9 protein-coding genes are annotated in these 20,401 nt (G+C 52.2%); 1 reads left to right on the top strand and 8 read right to left on the bottom strand.

What is annotated here, in order from left to right:
* Nucleotides 1-25: 25 nt before the first annotated feature.
* The 7 genes from O3S85_RS02245 to O3S85_RS02215 form a co-directional block, all read right to left on the bottom strand.
* On the bottom strand, nt 26-3,043 hold the full coding sequence (locus tag O3S85_RS02245; protein ID WP_269537521.1) for a hypothetical protein: 3,018 nt from the start codon (nt 3,041-3,043) through the stop codon (nt 26-28).
* A 163-nt stretch (nt 3,044-3,206) separates the two neighbouring features.
* The gene (locus tag O3S85_RS02240) at nt 3,207-5,366 is read right to left on the bottom strand and encodes an alpha-amylase family protein (RefSeq protein WP_269537520.1); all 2,160 of its coding nucleotides are present in this window, start codon (nt 5,364-5,366) and stop codon (nt 3,207-3,209) included.
* Nucleotides 5,367-5,852: 486 nt separating this feature from the next.
* A complete protein-coding gene (locus O3S85_RS02235; protein WP_269537518.1) occupies nt 5,853-7,154 on the bottom strand; it encodes a Gfo/Idh/MocA family protein in 1,302 nt (433 codons plus the stop codon).
* Nucleotides 7,155-7,308: 154 nt separating this feature from the next.
* Entirely contained in the window at nt 7,309-10,191 is a 2,883-nt protein-coding gene (locus O3S85_RS02230; protein ID WP_269537516.1) for a right-handed parallel beta-helix repeat-containing protein, read from the bottom strand.
* A 23-nt stretch (nt 10,192-10,214) separates the two neighbouring features.
* The gene (locus O3S85_RS02225; protein WP_269537514.1) at nt 10,215-10,787 is read right to left on the bottom strand and encodes a carbohydrate binding domain-containing protein; all 573 of its coding nucleotides are present in this window, start codon (nt 10,785-10,787) and stop codon (nt 10,215-10,217) included.
* A gap of 65 nt (nt 10,788-10,852) precedes the next feature.
* Nucleotides 10,853-11,572 carry a hypothetical protein gene (locus O3S85_RS02220; RefSeq protein ID WP_269537513.1) on the bottom strand — a complete coding sequence of 240 codons (720 nt, stop codon included), beginning with the start codon at nt 11,570-11,572 and terminating at the stop codon, nt 10,853-10,855.
* A complete protein-coding gene (locus O3S85_RS02215) occupies nt 11,573-15,427 on the bottom strand; it encodes a hypothetical protein (protein WP_269537510.1) in 3,855 nt (1,284 codons plus the stop codon). It lies immediately after the preceding gene.
* 168 nt (nt 15,428-15,595) lie between these two features.
* Here O3S85_RS02215 and O3S85_RS02210 point away from each other — a divergent pair, with 168 nt between their 5' ends.
* Nucleotides 15,596-16,966, top strand: a complete 1,371-nt coding sequence (locus tag O3S85_RS02210; protein ID WP_269537507.1) for an extracellular solute-binding protein — start codon at nt 15,596-15,598, stop codon at nt 16,964-16,966.
* A gap of 92 nt (nt 16,967-17,058) precedes the next feature.
* On the opposite strand, the gene O3S85_RS02205 is transcribed toward O3S85_RS02210, so the two are convergent.
* The gene (locus O3S85_RS02205) at nt 17,059-20,397 is read right to left on the bottom strand and encodes a BACON domain-containing protein (RefSeq protein ID WP_269537504.1); all 3,339 of its coding nucleotides are present in this window, start codon (nt 20,395-20,397) and stop codon (nt 17,059-17,061) included.
* Nucleotides 20,398-20,401: the final 4 nt, after the last annotated feature.

Raw genomic sequence — 20,401 nt, 5'->3', positions numbered from 1 at the left:
TACTAACACTTAAATCCAGCGCACGTCACTCGACGGTTCCGACCAGCTCCGTGTCTTCGAATACCGCGGTCGCCAGTGAGGTCGTGTTACCACTCGCAGCGCCAAAACCCAAGTAAACCGTGCTCGGCAGCGCTTCGGTGGTCGAGTTGACCAATGTCCAGCTGACACCGTCAGTGGAGTAGTAGCTGTTAAACACGTTACCCACACGCTCAAGCCGCAGCCAGTTCTTCGTCGCCGCCCAGGGGCTGCGCACTTCGGTCGGCTTTTGGCCGGTAGTCGAACGGTTAAACTGCGACACCGCGGCCAAGGTTCCACCGACCGAAGTCGACACAAACGGCACGTCGTCATCCAGAGATTCACGTGCCATCAGGAAGGCCGTCGAGCCGGAAGTCGCCGGCGTCAAACTATCAACGCGAGTGGAGAAATCAAAGTCTCCGGTCGCCGACATGTAGCCGTAGTGGAAGGTATCCCAAGCGCGCCAAGTCGCAATCACGCCACTGCCTTCAACAACGAATTGCCCCTCATTCTCGGCAAAGCTGCCAGCCGGGCTTCCACTTGCGCCGACTTCGACATTGGTGAATTGCGGTTCCAGTTGAGTGTCGAACTCCGGGCCATCCAGCGGCGGCAACGAGTCATTGGTAAACAAGGCGATCTCGTTGAAATTTGCTGATTGCGAGTGCTTGGTAATGCGCACATAGCGCGTCTCCCGCATGATCGCGATGGGTATCCAGACGTTGTATTCCGTCAGTCCATCCGTGGTGAGCGGTTCCCAGTTACCCGGCTCGCCCACAGAGATTTCCACCGTGCCGGAGCTACTGGAATCATACAAGTAGACATAGGTCACGGGCGTCACCTCACCGAGGTCGATATAAACGCTATTGGGCCAAGTGACCGATGAACCCCAGCCGGGATTCCAACTCGTCGTTGGTGAACCGCCGGTTCCCATTTCTGCGCCAACCGCAGTTGCCTGCTCGTCGGCGATAAGCGTGGCGTCACCGAAGCCATCTTCATTGACAACGTTAGCGGTGGTGAGTGGAATCAACTGATCCGGACCGAGTCCCATCTCGGGATCATCCAGCATGACCAGCACCGGCGTTTCGGATACATCGATCGTCACGGCGTCATTGCTAATGATCAGCGCGGTCTCGATGCCGGAGGTCGAGTTATCCGCAAACTCAACCAGCGTTGCCGTCGTGGCCAAGCCATCCAAATCCAGCGAGTAGTTGCTGACCGTTTTATCCTCGCTCGTCGGGCACCAAACGGCAATCGCACGCACATCGCCCATTGCATCGGCGAAGCGGTAGATCATCACATCAGACTGACCGGAGTCCTGCTCACTTTCGAAGTAGAGATTCGTCAGACGGCGCTTCAGCGTATAGGTGTAGAACCAGGAAAGCTTGGGCACGAACTGGTTGTTCGCATCCCTTTCAAGCAAGCCGGACGTCGCATATTTACTGGCCAACGGAAGGCTCGTGGCGTCACGCGTCATGTAAAGATGTGCGCGGTCAATGCCAGCCGCCGACAAGGCCAGGAAGGAACGGAGAATCCACGCTGCCTGCACTTCATAGCCGTCCATCGAGCCAATCGCCGGCGCACGCTGAACCGACTGCTGGTAAGTATCGTAGCCAAACTCGCTGAGCCAGATTTCGACACCCGGCAGATAGCGATTCCGGTATTCGGCAAATACTTCCAAGCGCTCGCGCAGGCCATCGGCCTCGGGGCTGACGCCGATAGTCGACTCACCCTGTCCACCATTGTCGTTGCAATAATGGTGGAAGTTAATCGCATCGAACGGGAAGTCTCCATTGCGGTTCACGTCGCACCACTGCTTGATGGTTTTCAGGTAATCCAAGTCCAACAGAGCGGTTCCGCTCATGGCGAATTTCATGTTGGGATCGGCAGTATGAATGCCCACCCCAGCACCAAGAGTGCCCAGGTGTCCATCGATGTCCGCGCTAGCCATGGCCGCATATTCCTTGGCGGAAAAATAGCCTTCGCGGCCGCGCCACCACTTGTCTTGCTCGTTCCAGCTTTCCATCCAGCGAACCGTCCCAGCGCCAGTAATCGCGGGCTCCGACGAATGCAAAGTCAGCGTTGCCGGGTCCACCGCAACACTACCATAGCGCGCAGCAAACTGATACAGGAACCGCGCGTGCTCGACATAAGAAGCCGGGTCCAGCGCATCGCGATTCTCACTCGGCGGCATCGGCTTGTGGTCCGAATCGCCACCTTCGACAATCCAAGGCACGCTACCCTTAATATCAGCTACCGTGCTGATGCCCGATAAGCGGATGTTGCGATAAAAACGGTCGAAATTCCAATTGCCCGTGTAAGATTTGTTGAACTTTAGTTCGTCGCCATCGTAGACCGGATCGAGCGTATTGCTGTCATTCCAATACCAGTTATGATATTCACGCAGCGAGCCCACGGCCTGCAAGCGACCCAGTGGATCGTTGTGAAAACCATTCACCGCAATCAGACGATCCATCGTCGGCGGGATGTGGCCAATCTCGGCCGGCTCGGGCTGATATGGCTCCAGGCGTGAACCATAGACCACCATCTCTTCTGGAGCATAATTGACCTCGTGGTTCGTGATACGCAGGTAGCGTGATTGCACATCCACGTTTTCAATGACCCAGTCCATGTAAACGGGCTGCGTGTATGACCACAGCATCGTCCAATTACCAGGCTCGCCGTACTCAACTTCAATCAAGGTTTGGCCACCGCCATCCCAACTGGCAATCGCATCGATCTGGCACAAACTGCCGAGGTCTACAATCGCCGAGATCGGATAAAACCAAGTCTTGTTGGAAAAGCTCGTGGTCCACTCACTCACCGGCTGAGTACCGGTTCCATTGATTGGATCGCCAACGGAGTCTTGTTCATCGAAAAGCCGCCATGGCTCGCCAAGAGATTGTTCGCAATAGATGCGGTTTAGATCGATATCTATTTTGGTTTGCGCAGCCAGCGGAGTCGCCGCCAACGCGCTGACCGCCAGGAGACGCAGACAGCTTTTGGGGGTTATATCACAGTATTCTTTCATGGTGTCGTAGGGTTGTTTGAGATAAGCAGAAAACGCGGCGTGATACCTTAGGGCACAGGGCCTCAATCACTCCAGACGCTCCGCCTGAATGCTCCCGGACCAAACCTCGGGCCGTAGCCAGAACCAAAGCCCCAACAGAGCCAGTTCGGGAACATTCATAAAATCAGCGCTCGATTAGGTAGCCCAGCAGGCCACCTTCGAAAGTAGAATCATCCGATTTCAAGACCAGTGACTCATGCTCCATTTGTGGGCTGAGCGCCTCGTCGATATCAACGCCATCGCGCTCGAATTTGCCGATGAGCTTTGTCGGTGCTACGGATGTGATGGCCAAGCAACCATCGCCAATTGGAATACACGCCAGCTTGCGCGATTCGCGAATCGGTAAATCATCCTGAGAAACGAGGATCCAGTTGCCGGTCCACTTGATACCTGCGATCGCTTCATCGGTATAGCCTTCAGATTCCTTGCGCAGAGCCAGCGCTGTTAAACGATCGCCATCGCCAAAGTTTTCCAGCCGCCCCCAGCAGCGGGGCGTCGGGTCCTGAACCAAGTCGCCCAAATGCGTGTCCAGCCAAAGCGGCTTCCAGCCCACCGTTCTTCGGAACCAATAGGCCAGAGCGCGACGTGGTCGAAAATACGAATGCGGAACCTCGGCACCATTGTCATGGAAGTACGGCAGAATACCGCCAGGAGCACCCATGATCGCGGAGTTCATGACGACATCTCGCTCCGCCGCCCAGTGATAGCCACTGGAGCCGTTTAGCGCGATGCCGCCGCGACCGATAATACTCGTCCAGACACACCATTGACCATGCCCATGCGACTCACGACCAGCGGAATCCCCGAGATCGTCCAAGGCGATCATTTGCGACAGCTCGCCCATCCGCGGATGCAGACCGTAGCAGAGAATGTTAATATCAGGGCGAATCCGGCGCGCCTCTTCGGCAATGATCCGCACAAGCTCAATGCCAAGCTGCTCGCCGCGGTATTTGGGATCACGCGGAACGGCGACATCCGGCCCAGGCAAACCATAGTAAAAATCCAACTTCAACAGCGACGCCGGATAATTGCCCAGCACCTTGCGCGTGCGCTCAATGAGGAAACGGCGGGTGTTCTCCGAGCTCGGGTCGAGGGCATAATGCCGAGGCGCATCACTGTATGGATTGAACGACCAAGAGCACTGGCGCGGCTCGCCATCGACTCCGCAAAGCAAGTCCTCTTTGCCGAGGCCAAACTCCTCCGGCCGGTCGAGCCAACCGACCGATTGCCACAGACCAACCTTCATGCCCAACTGCTGCGTTTTATCGATGGCTTCATCGAAGTCAGGGAATTTCTCATAGTCCGTGTCGCCGCTGGAACTCATCGTTTCCCACGGGTCATCATAGACGAGTACGTCGACGCCAAAGGATTGCTTGATGCGACTGGGCGTGTTCTTCAGATCGAAGATGCCCTCCTTGAAATCGCCCCAGGTGTTCCACATCGAAATCTGGTGCTCCGAGTGCCGCGTTAAAGCCGCCTCCGGATAGTAAAAATGATGATAGGCGTCGATTGCATGCTGCGACCAAGTGAGCTGCAAATAGTCTGACCAAGTCCGCACCGGCTCATCGATGGCACCCCACAAATCCTCACGATAGTGATACTCCAGGCAGCCACAAAATGACGCAGACTTAAAGCACATCGCGCCGTCGGGCGGCGTTAGATTGCCCATGACCAGCCAACCATTATCGTCACCCATTCCGCAGGCCAAAATGGGCCGTGGGAAAGCCGCACCGTAAGGTGTCCCCATCGACGGCCCGTAATTCCCCAAGGCAATGCGACTGTGCCCCAGGTCCCACAGCCGCACAAAGCTGTGAATGGGTCCTGTCTTCGCGCAGGGAATACAAATTCCTGTCGCTTGCCAATCCGGCCAGAATGGCTTCTCCAAATTCGGCACCATACGGCGTTCATCGGGTCCCATTTCACTAGCCCCAATATACATCGAAATAATGGCACAGGGAGCTGACTTCCACCGCAATTTTAGATCGCTCAACTTAACGCGATCACCCGTAAATTCATACGACAAAGAACCACTGGCCAGCCCATCGAAATCCAGCTCAATCTCACCAGCATCATGGTTCTCGCCCGCCTCAAGTGACACCGCGCGCGCTTTGACAAAGCGCTTCTGAGCACTTGGATCAACCAGCCACAACCCCGGCAACAGCGAACCCGCCCAGAGCGGCTTGGTCGCACCAACCGGCGTGAGACTAGCTTTGTCGTGATGCAAATTCCAGCACAGCTCAAAGCCGTTGTGGCTCCAGCTTAATTTAAGTAAATCGTTATACATAATTTGAGGTTTCAAATGAATTCAAAGACATACATGACTAGTCCAGTCACTATCACCGAGAACTTCTACATACCGACAGATTCAGAACTGGCCTGCGAAGACCATCTATATCAAGGGCTGAAAAGCTGATCGCAAAGAACCGAGACTAAAGTCAGGGGAGAGGGATTGAAGTTAATGACAGCAAAATTATAGAGTCAGTCAATGCTATAACGTTTTACTTAATAACGAGCAATCAAAATCTTCGAAAAACACCCGTTGGCTCAAATCCGACGTCTAATCGGGCTAAGAATACCTTGTCACATCGCATCGAGTACCGCTGTGATCACTACGAGCTCGGGCGTCCCTATTACTCAAATCACCACCGTTGCGTCGATTTCCCCAAAAGCAGCAGTAAGCTATCCCGCACAGCACAACGGGCCAATCAATCCGCAAGTTGGATAGACTGAGTTCCGACCCTAGAAAACACTTAGCGCAACCTGCCCGATCTCACTGAGGCAACCGACGAGATGGAAACTGTCGATACTCCAGCATGCATATCTCCTTCCCCGAACTCGCCCAAGGAACGCCAATTTCGCTGAAGAGTTTTCCCTGATCAAAGGCCTCTGACATGTATACGCTCAAATCGTTAATCGCGATTTGAGATTCTCCGCCAGCTTGCTGATGCGTGGTCAGGTATTGCTGCGGAATGTCCCTGATAGCCGCAGATTCGTGCGCCCCATTGACACAAAGAGTATGCGCCTCGGCATTATCCAGACTGCAAACAGGAGCTTCTGTGTCTGTCACCCGTGCAAAAACTTGGCTGCCAACGCATTTGAGCAAACGGTTGAAATCCAAGCAGGCTTTTACCTGCACCGAAGCACCGTGGGGCTGTATCGTCACCTGATCCAGACTCCAACTGGCGGTTCCAGCATCGCCAAGAACTTCCACCCACGGATTCAATGTATCTACGCAACTGTGGCTAACGTAATTATAGAGCGATATGTCGGTGTTTGTCCTGATACGAAGGCAAGCAGTGTCCGCACTTTCAATGTCTCTTGTGCGATATAGCTCCGACTGAACTGATAACGGTCGAGCCGAGGCTTTCATATCATGCCCCGCAAGAAAGCACATCAAGTTTAGCTGATGGGCCAGCGCGTTATTAAAGGGTGAATCGAGCACCCATGCATTTTCTACCTTCAGCTTTCCAGCCCAGTTGTTTCGCGCGTAGTAAACACTGGAGCGAGGCCACATAGCCCGCGAGCGGATTGTCTGGACCTTTCCGATCACTCCAGAAAGGATTGCTTCTTTCAGCCAGCGGGTAGCCGGATCATAAACGCTTTGAAATCCAACGGCAACGAATCGCCCCGTTTCCGCAACACATTGGCGAATAGCCTCTACTTCCTGAATCGTGGCAGCAATCGGCTTCTCTACCAGAACATTGGCACCTGCCTTGAGTGCAGCTATGGTCATCGACGCATGGTGGTGAATGCCGGTTGGGATGAAGCACAAATCCAGCTCTCCCGCGAGCTCAGCAATCATCGAATCAAAGTCCGGAAAAAGCTCACCACCCAACTTCCCAATTTCCCGACAACGCTCCGGCTCATCGCCTTGATTAATGACGGCAGCACCCACCAGTTGGAAAAGCCCTTCCGAAGAACCCATCGTTATCAGTCTCAGGTGAGCCTTCGCATAGCCCGAAGCGCCGACCAAGGCGACACGGAGTGGTCGGCGTTTCGCGCCTCCTAGCAAAGGTGCAGAAGCATTCGAACTGGCGTCCTCTACAGCGGAACTGGGTCTGGCTAATGGCATGTCCAATCTTCGTAATTCATCCAACAAGACATACTGACTCAGTCAGCTGACTCATTTTCGAAAAGTAAGTGATTTGATTCAAAGTTATAAATTATCTTCCGGCTCCATCGAACTGGGTCTAAAAAGTTCGCTTAGTGTTTTGTCGATTAGCGGATTACTTCCGGGCAATGGGCACACTAACATCTTCTGGCGAAATCGGACTCTGGCTCAGAACGAATTTTGCAATCTCAGTTTCGCTCTCCCGTCCCCAAATCGTAATCATGTGCTTGCCTTTCGATAGTTCAATTTTCTGCGGGTACTCTTCCTTAAAAATATCTGCGATCTGCCATTGCCACTTTCCCGACGAGGCTTTCCGGAAAGGCCAATAGGTTATTTCTCCATCATCAATCTGCAGGCGCAGACTATCGTGACCAGCCGCTCCGGGACCAGGCACATAGGTCAGCGCGTGCAAATAATAGACACCGGGTTCAGCGATATCTACAGGCAGCTTAATGTAAGATGCATTCGCCTCAACCCGGGCGCTGGGCGCTTTTAAAATCGATGCGGTTGGAGCACCAGCCTTCTCAACGATCTGAAAACCAGAATGCTCCAGGTCCGCCGCGACAACAGCAAACTCTTGCGCTGATTCCGGGTGAGCATTGCCTTTCACGAATACAGTCCGATTATAACCAGAGTCTGTGCGAATAGTAACTGCGCCCTCCATCGGGCCTATCTGCTTGTTGGACTCATTGAAGCTAATGGTGAGTTGATGTGGCCTCCCATCACAAACTCCACTGGCAGGGGAAACGCTAATCCAAGGAGAGTTAGGAATCGCTCGCCACGACTTGCCTAGATCCGTTGGCGCGGATACCTCAACAACTGAATGCTTTGTCGGTCCTTCGCCCTCGAGCATCTCGATGGCCGCAACCATCGGGAGCACGGACAGTCCGGAATTTCGAACAGGAAATAACGCATCACTATTGCCGGGGAATGCGCCGAGGTCTGGCGCGCTACCAGAAAAGCCATCATTGACCATTGGCAGATGCACGCCGCGATTGAAAGCCGGCGAACCCTGCGAGAGACGATAATCGCCGGCTGTACGATTACGGAACTCTTCGACACCTTCCACACCATTTTGCTGCCACTCATCGCGAGCAGGATCCATCGCCCCAGGACGCAACATGTCGTAGTCGAAGTCGCCTTGAGCAATTTGCGGATATAGGATGTCGCCCAGAGCAATGAGATTGTTGCGCGTCTGAATCGGAGTCGGGCCCTTGCCCCAGTTTCCTCCACGAAGAGCTTTGCTGTGGCTATAAACGGTGTTGTGGAAAATGTAATTGATGCCCGGCTCCTGCGTCCGATTACCACCGACCTTAAAGGCAAAATTCGTATGTCCGCGCTCTTCACCTTCCAGCACAATCAAGTTACGAAAAAGATAGGAAGGCCCGTAGATCGTGGGTGCAGTGCTAATGCCGCACAGGCTGCTTTGAATCCAATTGTTAAACATCCGAACGTTCATTTGGCCGCCATCGAGCTCGATACCATCGTCATTACTAAAGAACATTATGTTGCCCTGAATATCGGTGTCGCGATAGGGACCACCATTAACCTTATTGTTATATGCGCCCTCAATGGTGTCATTAAAGCGATGGTTTTCAGATCCGACCAAGTCATTGTTTCGGATAACATGATTACCATCGGACATCGACATGATGATAGATGTCGGCCCGAGCGGGTGGCCAGCACTCCAGTTGTTCGCGCGGCCACGAGGCGCATGGATGAAGCAATCCTCCACAACGACCCGGCGCGCTCCGCGCTGGATACGGACACCGGCTTGTAAGTTAATCCGGTTACCATCGTCGTCCAAATAGAGGGGCCCCCTGCCCCACTTGGGATTCGAAACCTCGGTCAGAGTGCCCGGTTGCCCCCACTCCGAAATATCGCAACGGCGGATTCGCACATCGCTCGACTCTTCAATCAGCACTGCGTCCTTAATGCTCCCTTTGATGCTTAAGTTCTCAACAACGACGTAGGCGGAATCCTTAATATGGATCGCGTAATCGGCTTCGTTCTTTACATCCAGCGTCGACGATGATTCGGAGGATCGCGTGATGAGTACCCATGCATCTGGCGTTCCTTTCTCGCTTAGAATAAGCGGCGCTGAGGATACACCTGGATCCAAATAAATCGTTTTGCCAATAGGCGTATTGCTGCTCCAGGTTTGACAGGATACGATCTGCGGCTCCGAGATCAGACCGATAGTGTCATCCGTCAGCCATACCTTCGCTTCATACTCCGTATCCTCAGCCAAGTTTAGCAAACTGCCTCGCATTTGCTTGGTTTCGCCATGCCAGACAACGCCAAGTGTCGAACGCCAGTCAGACTCCCCTTTCTTCCGGTATTCCATGTGACCCTGAGTCGACACGCTCATGTCTCCAGAAATATCTGCATACACGCCAATCGAGTTAAAAGTCGGCACGGCTTCCAAGTTGGCAATCGTCGGCGTTTCACGAACGCGCTCGCTCGCGGGAATCAGAGAAACATCAGCAAACCACAGCGACTCACCGACATTCCTTTCAGCTTGATTGTAGCGTAACAACAGGGCGATTTGAGTAGCGCCGAGGGTGTCGATTTCCATACCAATTTTCACCCAGCCTTTGCCGGGCTCGCGGATGCCGATCCGCTTAAATTCTTTACCTCCTTCATAGAGCTTAATTTGCAAAAAGCCTTGAGTCGCCCCGGGTGAATTAATCCATCCCTGCACATAATACAGGCCCGGCTGAGGCACATTTACTTTCTGAATAATCTGGCCCTGTCCCCTACCGGCAGCAGTGCAGGTGACCTTCAGGCTGCCCTTAGTACCCTCTGGTTTATTCGCAGTATCATACTCAAATGACGCAGTGTTTGCCGATGTCGTCCACTGCGCTGGCTGACCATCCTTGAAGCTTTCGAAATCTCCATTGGACACGAGATTTGCCGCACTCAGGGCGGTTGCACTCAGTAGCGTGATGATGGCCAGCAGACTGCCTCTGCGGTAGATAAATTTTGGGAGTTTCATGGTCGATATAATGCAGGTCAAAGTTAGGAGTTATCAGGTTCTGTGGGCACTAGAGTCACCCGGATATCGGCAAAATTTAATTCATTCCCGATCTCTTTGCTCGTTTGCTTAAAGCGAAGTAAAACTTCAGCCCAGTCAGCATTGGTGGCCGTAAATTGTTTGGTTAGTCGCTCCCAGCCAGCACCACTGGATAAAACTCGAATCCGCTCGATTTCCTCTTTGCCAGAGTAAAGTTTGATTTGGATCGAGCCTTGCTCGGAGCCATTCGACATAACCCAACCCTCAAGCAGGTAATTGGCATCTGGCTCGACTGGAAACTTCTGGGTGATCTGGCCAAGGCCTTTTCCGGAATTATTAATAGCCACCCTTAAGCTACGTTCGACGCCATTGGGTTTTTCCTCGCGATCAATGACTAGCGTATAGCTGCTGCCGGCGGGGCATCTCCAGTTCGCGACATTCCCATCTGAGGATTCGTTAAAATCACCATTGATGATTAGATTATCCCCACAAACAGCACCTCCGCAAAGTATGGCCATTGCGAATACGATGATCGCGCGAACCTTAGCCGCGCGCATTGATATGAAGTTCCATGTCATGTTTTAAAATCTCCGATTTGACTTAGTCAGCATTAATCTACAGAAAACCACAAACAAAAGCGTGATTAAATCTCCTGTGTCGGCACGTAAAACCGCCTTACATTAATCTGATCTTTCTGTCCCTCTTGGTCAGAAATAAAGACCAGACTGCTACGCCCCTTTCGATATGGCCAGAAAGCCTTGTAAACCATTTGCCAATCACCCGAATTCTTCGCGTCCATTTGAATTGCCATCATGACACCAAAGCTGGGCTTATCAACAGTCGGCGCAGGAATAGTCAGTGGCTTATTCGTTTTCAGCGTTATGTTCTGATCATTAAACTTAGCAATGATATCGTGACTTGAGATATTATGAAGCTGGTAGATCTCGCTCGTATTCTCTCGTGCTTCATTGACGATTGGCACAATACGAAAAGTAGACCCCGCCTTGGGTTGCTCGAAAAAGATCAGCAATAGCGGCTTAGTCGCACTCGAAAGATCCACAGAGCCAAGCGCCGCCCCAATCGGATTACCATCTTTGTCAACTTGGCCTGTGTCTCGATAAAAGATCAGCGGCGTGTCCGAAGGAGCTTCGTAGGTGCTTGAAGGCGCACCATTCGGTATATTGACATTTACGCGCTTCTCACCATCCAAAAAGTACAAGCCCTTAATGGCACTATCCCAGGCAAGCGTATTAAAGGTAACTTTGGTGGGCTCACCGTTTTGCTGTGCGTCCACACGCACGAAACCGCAAAGGATCGCCAGCCAAAGGCTGAGTCGGAAAAAGATGTCGGGTTTGGACGTCATTTAAATTTCATTTTCCTTTAGCCAGCGGAAACTGACCAATTCGAATTGGCGGCCGAAGGGGCTGCTTGGGTAAATAGTTTCCGACTCCACATTATTGGGATCGGGGTCAACCGGAGTAACGGTTCGCTGCACGACGGCCTCACACCAGGCTTCAGCCTGCGTTTCGCCGGTGATTGGGTCGACACATTCGCCGTAAGTACGGACGAGAAAAGTGTCACCACGAACCGTGATCGTGGGGCCGAGCCTTTGCAGAAGGTCCCCTTGCAGCACATAACCAGGGAAACCTGCAGCCTGCATATTCGTTTCCGGAAAGACGTCGTAAAAACCGTCGCCAGAAATGCTATCGGCCGCCTCATCTGAAAAAGGGTTAAGCTTCGCCTGCGTGTTCAACCCAAGAATCGCATCATCCAAAGCAGCCTGTAAAGGACCCGACTTTCCCGTTTCGTCATTGGCAAGCGAGCGGTTCACAAAATCACTGAGGGATAAAAACGGGCCACGCAACTTCACTTGATTTACGATCGCTTGAGCCAGGTTGTCCAACTCCACTTCGTCAATTTCCCGAACGCCATTCCAGAAGTTTTCCGCTCCACTTCCATCGGCCAAATTTACATAGCCACGGTAAGGCCAGGTGAACCGGGAAATGCTAATCGCCTCCCCCAAGTTTCCGAGATCGCCATCGAAATAAGGGAGCTCGCTTTGAGACATTCCGGCCAACACGGCTTTCCACGCTTTGACGGAGGTTGAGTTTACATTAAAGGCTCCAATGACTTCCAAGTTTGCAGCCAAACTCTGGAACAACGTGTCATCCGTAGCTCGTTCATCCATGACCGCTGCCGTTAATTCACGATTGCTTTCAATGTAGCGATAACGCTGATTTGCCGCCATCGGCTGACCGCGCTTAAATGCTTCCAAATCGTCTTCATCCACGTCAGCCGTTAAGCCCGAGAAAAAATATCGATCCCATAGCTTTTCATTAATCAGATAAGAAGTGTCGAAAATTTTGAATGACTCATAGTCCTTCAACTGATTCTCATCATTGTAATAAACCCAGGCCTGATGCTCTTCTGTCGAGGTTTGATCCAACGGGATGCGGACATTCGCGTAAGAGTTTCCCGCCATGTAGGTTGGGTCAAAGTTATACCGCCCAAGATTCGCGTGTTGCAGATTTCCAAGGGAAAGCAGTGGTGTGCGAGGTCGGTCAAAAAGGATGACACGAGTCTGCCCCTGAGCCCCAATGCTATTGCCCCAAAAACCGTCGGCGCGATCCAAGTCATTGAGTTGTATTTCCGCAGCAGAATTACTCAAAACGCCGTGACCGCCTTGAGCATCCTCGGTCGCATAAGTGCTCAGTATCTTGTAGCCATTATCCAGATCGAAGCCATCCCACTCGCTATTGGCGGCAATGGCCCGAATGTTAGAATCGATTAAATTTCGCCAAGGCTCCTTATTCTCCGTTGTCGTCTTCAGCCAAAATCCTACCGACAGGATTTGGTCTTGGTTAGTGGCATCCGCAAGCGATGAAAAATACCGATTCACTCCGACTAGTGTTTGCGCGGAATCAACATCAGCGAACATCTTGTTGATCGCCATCAGGTCCACCGAACCGGCATAACTCAGACTGTAACCGGAACCGAAATCTGTCTCTAATGCTATTTCAAAATTAAAGCCTCTGGGAGTGGTCGTTACGTTGCCTTCCGCGTCAGTTTCGGTCACTGATTCAGTGAGCTTTTTTAAATCATTCCACTCTTCCGGGGTAAAGTTCCAGTCCCTTTTCTGCGTGGGCTTGACACCATAGTTGCCGTCAAAGTATCGCTCGAGCTGCGTAACGCCATTGATCCTTGGCCGGTGACTCGCACTCTTATTTTGATTTCTGTAGTAAGACAACTCAAGCGGAGCAATGAATCCGCCACCGCCCGGCTCATAGTTGGTCATGCGGACTTGGTCCTGGTTTTGCGAAACATCAACTTGGCCATTCTGGTCCACGACGATGTTACCATCCGCATCCAGGTCGGCCCACATTAGATAGACTCCAGAGTCCGGGCCAGCACCCGAGCGACGATCATCGTAATCGGGATGCATTACGTTCGGCCCAAAGTAGCGCGTCTCTCCCGCCTTGATCGTCACATATTTACCTTCGGCATCATCTTCACTATATATTCGGTAGGATAGACGCCCTTGGTTGTTGGTTGGCATGACTTCGCGCAGCCCAAAAGAAACCGGCTCAGTTAACTCGCGACCATCCACATCAATAGTGATGATCGGGTTCAAATTCCAACCTATCGCAGAAAGGTTACCCTCAATGGTGATGTCCGTATTGTATGGATTATAAAGCGCCATCACCGGCTTAACAACTAACTCCAGGCCATATTTGCCTTCCTGCAGTCCAAAGCTAAGCTGCAAACGGGAAATGATCGGGCCGAGCCAGCTTTGCAACTGATAGTTGTCCGACACGGGACTGATGAGCTTGGTCGCGCCATTGCCTTCGGTGCCTAAATCACTGGGAACCGTCTGATAGGGCTTACCAGCAGGCCCCGGACGAGAAGAATAGTCGGGATGGTAATGATACCAGCCGGTGTATTTGCGATAGTTGGTGGTGTTAGTGTTCGAGTTTGAATTCTCCAGATCAAAGAGCCCCTGCAAGTAGGGCGGAACGTCGGCCTGCAGCTCATTGTATTCGGCGATGTCCATCGAGTATAGGAGGTTAGACTCAATCCCCGTCCGCTCCTCCTTGTTGTAATGAAACTTAGGGCTTCTCGAACCAGGAATATACTGGCGATAGTATGAGCGCAAGATACTCCAGTTGGGGCCGCTGGTCGTGATACTTGGATTATTCAAGCCATTGGCTGTGAGAGCCGAGTCCTCGATGAAGTAAAGGTTCTCTACATATTCGACCGGACTTACCGGCTCGCCATCAGCATCTTCATTTCTTGTGTCCGTTTCATCAAAGGGAACAAAGTGCTCATCGAAAATATGCCGATACTCAAAGGCTTGCGTCAAGTCGCGCTTGAGTCCGCCATGTTTGACGTCCACAAGCAGCCCAGTCGACCAAGGGGTAAGCGCATGAAAATGCTCGTCAATTAAACGCTGACTCATCTGCTGCTCGTCACTTTGCGAAGTGACCACTGCCAATGAAAGATCAGCGAAGTTTTTAGCCCGCTCTTGGTTGGCCGGGTAATTCTCCAAGAACTCAAGGTATTCTATACCCGATCGATTGACACCTTGCGATGACATCGTCTTTTCAAAATGATCACTCGCATCGTGATATTCATCCACCATATCAACTCGCGCCTTCTGGCTTTCATCAGCAACCCAGTACCCGTAGCGCCCTGCCCCACCATCTATTTCATCCTTCAAGACAACGACTTCATCCGGAGTAGGACTGCCTGAGTGATGCACTAAAGTTACTTTTTCTTTCGCCGGGACCGCGTCCAAATTAAACTTCGGATCCAACTGATTGTTGACCCGAGGATTATTCTGGCCGCTCACCAGCCACGTTGCTTGAGCAAGGCGTTGGTCCGCATCCAAAGTTTCCCAGTCCTCAATATCACTATCCCACACACCAAGCCAGTAAGGCGATTGGATGCCGGTTGCCTGATCCGAAAAGATATCTGCAGTGGCAGTGATTCGTTGATCCGGACCAGCGGCTTTCTGCAACTCACCTATGGCCACTTGTAGCGCGAGCCGGGCATTTGCACGAGCTTCAGTTTGGGCATTGTCCAGCGTGGTTGTAGTCAGCTCAATTCGCGCCATCGTCGCAATGGCCAAAGCGAGCATAAACATGAACGCCATGAGCGATAATGCGATCACCAGTGCGAAACCAGATTTACTTTTACTTACTTTTGGGGTCCGGGGCATGGTCAACAGCGAGGGGTTTTCAGTATGAAGCTGACTGCTATTATGCAAATCATTATCGGCATCGCTCTGACTTAGTCAATAAATCATTTCGATAATCTAGAGACTATTGCCACCTGGCTTTACGCTTCCTCAGTTGCTGATGCATTTGACTCAGCCAAAATCCTTGTCATGCCCTATGTCTTTGATGTAGAGGTATTTTCCATGGCTAAAAATAAGGTGCAGGTTGTCCGCGATCATATCTTAAATATGCTCGAGAACCGAGAAATTCATTCCGGCGAACGGATTGCTGCCGCTCGAGAAATCGCTGAGCAACTTGGAGTTTCCTTCCTGAAAGTGCAGCAAGCCGTCGAATCCCTGTGCCAGGATGGCGTGCTCTATTCCCACTCGCGCAAGGGCACCTTTGTGCAAGAAAATTGGCATATGAGGGTACTCGCGGAAAACATCTGCGTTTATAATCCCGTAGAGTTTTTTCCATGGATCCCAGACCTGCTTTCAATGATCGAGGGCTACATCCCCGGGTTGAGAAGCACCTTTGCGTTTCGGCGGGGAATGCTTGAGCTGCGGACCACCAGCCATGTGCTAACCGAGTTTGACAGCTACATGGACCTCTCTCCAATCTTTGAAGAATGCTACCCTGATCGCAGTGTGTTTTTCGAGAAGCCCTTTCGCCCCTTTGAAGTCAACCAACGGATGGTCGGCATTCCATTCGCCTTTTCTCCACGCGTCATTTTCTACCGGCCTTCCATGTTCAAAAAGGCCGGTATCCCTTTGCCAAGCGCAGGCTGGAAATGGGACGACTTCATCAATAGCGTTGAGGCACTAAAGAAAGTGCTGCCCAAAAGCGGACTCATCAACTGGAGCGCCGCCCAGTATTTACTTATGGTTTTCATACTGCGCGCGGGGGGCCGGCTCTTTGCACCAGGCGAGGAAGACCCCGTTACCCTGGATAGCCCTGAAGTCTTGCGCGGTTTGGAACTGTTTCGTGATCTGGGCGCTCGAGTAGAAAGAGTCCACTCCCCAGACGCCACCTACCACATGGCATTCATGAATGGCGGCGCAGCCATGTATCTCGGCGGCAGGCACTTTATGGACTTCATCCTTCGGGCTGGACATGACGACTGGGATACCGCACCGCTACCGCTATTTGATGGAGGGGTGGACTCAACTGCACAAGCGACGGATTTGATTTGCGTGCGTAAATCCTGCGCATCACCCGACTTGGCGAAACAATACGTTAAGGCAATGCTGTCCGAAGAGGTTCAGGATTTCATCGGCCAACAAAAGCACAACATTCCAATCCGAAGGAGTTCCGCGTTCAAATCTTTAAACTTGGACGACCCACGGGATTCCCTGTTCGCTGCCGAGATCAGTAAGATTTCCACGGACTTCAATCTCCAGCCACCATTTCCCGGCGCTTTCGTTTTGAAAGGCCTACAGCGAATAATCGAGGAAGACCTTGATATAAAAAGCGGCTTGGACGAACTAGCGTCGGCCGCGAGAACGATCATAAAGGTCAATGGCGAGTACAGCCCGAACTAAGCCAGTTTAGTCGCCCCCGCCTGCACTCTTTACCAAATAAAAAAGGGCTGCGACCAGAGACGGCCGCAACCCCGATCATGGCTTAAAAAGACCTACTGTATGGTCGCTTTCACGGTGACCGGAACCGACAAGCCGTTGTCGAACTTAATCAATGCGGCAGCCTTCATTACATCACCAGTGCTGAGACCAGAGGCATCTACTGAAAATGCCAGGACCTGCGTGCTGGAAGAATTTAGCACGCCGCTACTTGGACTAACGTTGAGCCAATCAACCGTATCATTCATGCGCACCGTGTAGCCAATCGACGAGCCAATGGCACCCGTCGTTAATGTAACGTTAACCGGCGTGGAACTACCACCAGCTACAGCCGTAAGCTCAAGGGAGTATTTGTCCGCCGAGACATCCATAGGACGCATGGGAAACAGCGAACTTTGCCCCTGCTCGTAGGCACCCTGGTCGGGAGCGCCAGCCTGATATTGATCTGCAAAGTTGAACAAGGCAACGCCGTCATCTACGCCCGAAGAGCTGGCATCCAGGCGAAAATCACCCACGGCGGCATTTATAAATACCGGACTGTCGTCGAGTATGCCATTGGCTTCCTGCCCAGACGCATACTCCACGATCGCACTGCTTAAGCCGGCGTTGGAAAGATTGTCGTAGTCAAAATCGTTCCACGGGTTCTGCTCTGAATCCGCAATCGTGCGCCCCCAATGAGTCGTGTCTGAAAGCGAGTGAATCAGGTTGTTGCGCGTGCGCCCGAGAAACATGCTTCGGTTGGCGTCATTACCAAAACCGACCCCGGTAATGCCGTTACCATAAGAGTAAATCGTGTTGTGAAAGAAGAAGCTTTTGCCAGTTGAATAGGTGCTGCCACCACCAAGCTTAACTACCGCAAAACGAGCGCCGCGATCATCCCCCGAGTTGAAAAGTAGGTTCCGATACACATAGGACGGCCCCACCACGCAAGGTGCCAAGCTCAGGCCGACGAAACAGCTCTCGATGCGGTTACCGAAGAAGCGAACATTCATTTGCCCGCCGTCGAGTTCGATTCCGTCGTCATTTCCGAACGCCAGCATGTTACCATAGATATCGGAATCGCGGGCCACTGAGCCGAACTTACTGTTATTGTTCTCGCCTTCGATCGCGTCATTCCAGCGCAGCTCATCGCTACCGACCATGTCATTGTAACGAACAACAAAATTGCCACGTAAATGATCGCCGTTACCAGGCGTTGAATTCTGAACATAAAGTGCCGTTGGCCCGGCTGGGTGATTACTCCCCTCCCAATTGTTAGCACCCAGCCGCGGATCGTGCATGTAGCACCGGTCGATGGTAACGCGCTGGCTTCCGTAGAGATGTACCGCGGCATCTTTGTTAATCGGCTTGTCAGCATTCAGATCGGCCTGCGTCTCGTAGGAGTATTTGCCATCCGTATAATTGGGAGAGCGCGCCCAGCCGGACATCTCGCAGTTCACGAGGCGAATCTGGTCAGACATATTTACCTGCACGGCATGCAACCTGCCGCCTTCGATCTCGATATTTTCAAATAGCAGGTAGCTGCTGTTTAATACCAACAAGGCCACGTCATTCGCATAACCGCCATCAATATCATTCGCGCCAGTACCGGTGATTTTTATCCAGCCATCCGGGGCACCATGCATATCCTCAATCAACAGCTGACCACCGGAATACAAACTCGCAACCGAGAGCGTCTGCGCAATGACCGGCGTCGAAGACCAGGTGCTAATAGCTGCGCCTGCCTCTTCAATAGCGGTGCCACCAGACTCGAGCACAACTTGCACTTCGTAGTCCGTGTCTTCATATAGCCCTACAATGCTGCCACGATATTCTCCACGCTCCGGGTCATAAATCGGCTCGTAGGCCTCGTTCCAGATGCTCTCACCGGACTCACGATAAAAGATGTGAGCAACTTCACCACTCAACTGAGCGTCACGGCTAACATAAACGCTAAGCGACTCATAGGTAGGCACCAGCCGCACCGGCAAATTTTGCGACTCGTTGATGTAGACCTCGTCGAGCCAAAGCAAGGCACCTGGATTGAGCTTCGGGAAAGACAGTACTGGCTCAATGTAAGCAGTACCCGCTGGTGCAAGAACATAGCTGCCGTTATATTCGCGAAACGGTGCCGTGCCCTCAATGCCAATAATGCTGGGCGACTTATCGAGAACCGTCGTGCCGTCGGCAGCGACGAAGCGAAAGATCAACGATGGAGCAATGGCCACATTTTCAATTTTCACATTAGCCGACATCGAGTAATATTTGCCTTCCGTAGCCGGGATCAAGTCATGCGCGTAAGCCTTAAAGAATGAATGCCCGGTAAAGCGAGCCGACTGCGTTCCCGCAACGATTTCTGTTGTATCAGCAGTTACATTGCCCGGCCACTCCGACAGCGTTCCTTCCATCCCGGGATCGGGTATCACGTTCACCAAATCTTGGTCGATAAAACCAGGCGAAGCACTGAGGCCATCCGCGTCAGTACTGATCACCAAATCATCCAAGTAAGACATCCCACTTCCGGGTTTCGACGCGGCAAACAAGAAACGAGCCGTCACGGCACCAGCGGGTGGGACAACCCCATCAGCATAGTAAAGCGCGTAGTCATTCGTGCCATCAAGGCTCAGCAAACCATCCGTCGCAATCCAGTCACCATTGTTATCGTAGTAGCGCATCTGATAGCTCGCTGTGGATGTCACGTCCACAGTCGCCGCAGCAAAGGAAATTGCATACTCCTTACCCGGATCGCAGGAAAATTCATACCAGGACTGCTTCCAGAAGGTTCCATGTAGAAGGCTGGAAGCATTAACTCCGCTATAGGCATCACTGCCGGTCACCAGGTTTGCATGACCCTTTGTCCAATCATCATAGCCCTCTTCAAATCCGCCATTTGTGTTTAACAAAATATCTTTGTGCGAGAACACGTCCACGAACAAACTATCGTAGTACGCGTAGCCCAATGTTGAGGTGCTCTTACCGACATAGAGTTCGAGCTTGGCAGTATCCGTTCCCGCCGGAGCGACGACATTCTCCTGCAAAAGACTGTAGCCCGTATCGCCGGACAAAGAGCCGGCATGCCAAGTTTCGATTGTCTGATCACTGGCATCCAGAAACTTCAAGCGTATGCCGGCTGATCCTGACACGATGCTTTCAGTCTTCAGGTAGCCACCGAAATTAACAATTTGTCCAGGATCACATTCAACAGCCTGGCTCGCGAGACGCCACCAGGTATTCTGGTTGATGCAACCGGCCAAACTGCCTTCGTAAGCGTCTGTAGATTCAGAGCTAATGCCTGACCAAGACGACAACCCGGACTCAAAGCCGGGGTTGTCCAACATATTTAACGCCGGACAAACCAGCGGAGAAGATAGAGTGCATATCACCGCCATCAGATGACGGAGTGGGTATTTTTCCATGGGG

The organism is Cerasicoccus sp. TK19100 (assembly GCF_027257155.1).
Classification (GTDB): Bacteria; Verrucomicrobiota; Verrucomicrobiia; order Opitutales; family Cerasicoccaceae; genus Cerasicoccus; species Cerasicoccus fimbriatus.
The sequence above is the reverse complement of the archived record's forward strand: the minus strand, read 5'-3'. Positions and strand labels throughout refer to the sequence as shown.

What these genes read in the sequence shown, in the direction of transcription:
- O3S85_RS02215 (WP_269537510.1), bottom strand. Translation starts at nt 15,427, where the DNA reads ATGCCCCGGACCCCAAAAGTAAGTAAAAGTAAATCTGGTTTCGCACTG.
- O3S85_RS02245 (WP_269537521.1), bottom strand. Translation starts at nt 3,043, where the DNA reads ATGAAAGAATACTGTGATATAACCCCCAAAAGCTGTCTGCGTCTCCTG.
- O3S85_RS02235 (WP_269537518.1), bottom strand. Translation starts at nt 7,154, where the DNA reads ATGCCATTAGCCAGACCCAGTTCCGCTGTAGAGGACGCCAGTTCGAAT.
- O3S85_RS02240 (WP_269537520.1), bottom strand. Translation starts at nt 5,366, where the DNA reads ATGTATAACGATTTACTTAAATTAAGCTGGAGCCACAACGGCTTTGAG.
- O3S85_RS02225 (WP_269537514.1), bottom strand. Translation starts at nt 10,787, where the DNA reads ATGACATGGAACTTCATATCAATGCGCGCGGCTAAGGTTCGCGCGATC.
- O3S85_RS02210 (WP_269537507.1), top strand. Translation starts at nt 15,596, where the DNA reads ATGCCCTATGTCTTTGATGTAGAGGTATTTTCCATGGCTAAAAATAAG.
- O3S85_RS02220 (WP_269537513.1), bottom strand. Translation starts at nt 11,572, where the DNA reads ATGACGTCCAAACCCGACATCTTTTTCCGACTCAGCCTTTGGCTGGCG.
- O3S85_RS02230 (WP_269537516.1), bottom strand. Translation starts at nt 10,191, where the DNA reads ATGAAACTCCCAAAATTTATCTACCGCAGAGGCAGTCTGCTGGCCATC.
- O3S85_RS02205 (WP_269537504.1), bottom strand. Translation starts at nt 20,397, where the DNA reads ATGGAAAAATACCCACTCCGTCATCTGATGGCGGTGATATGCACTCTA.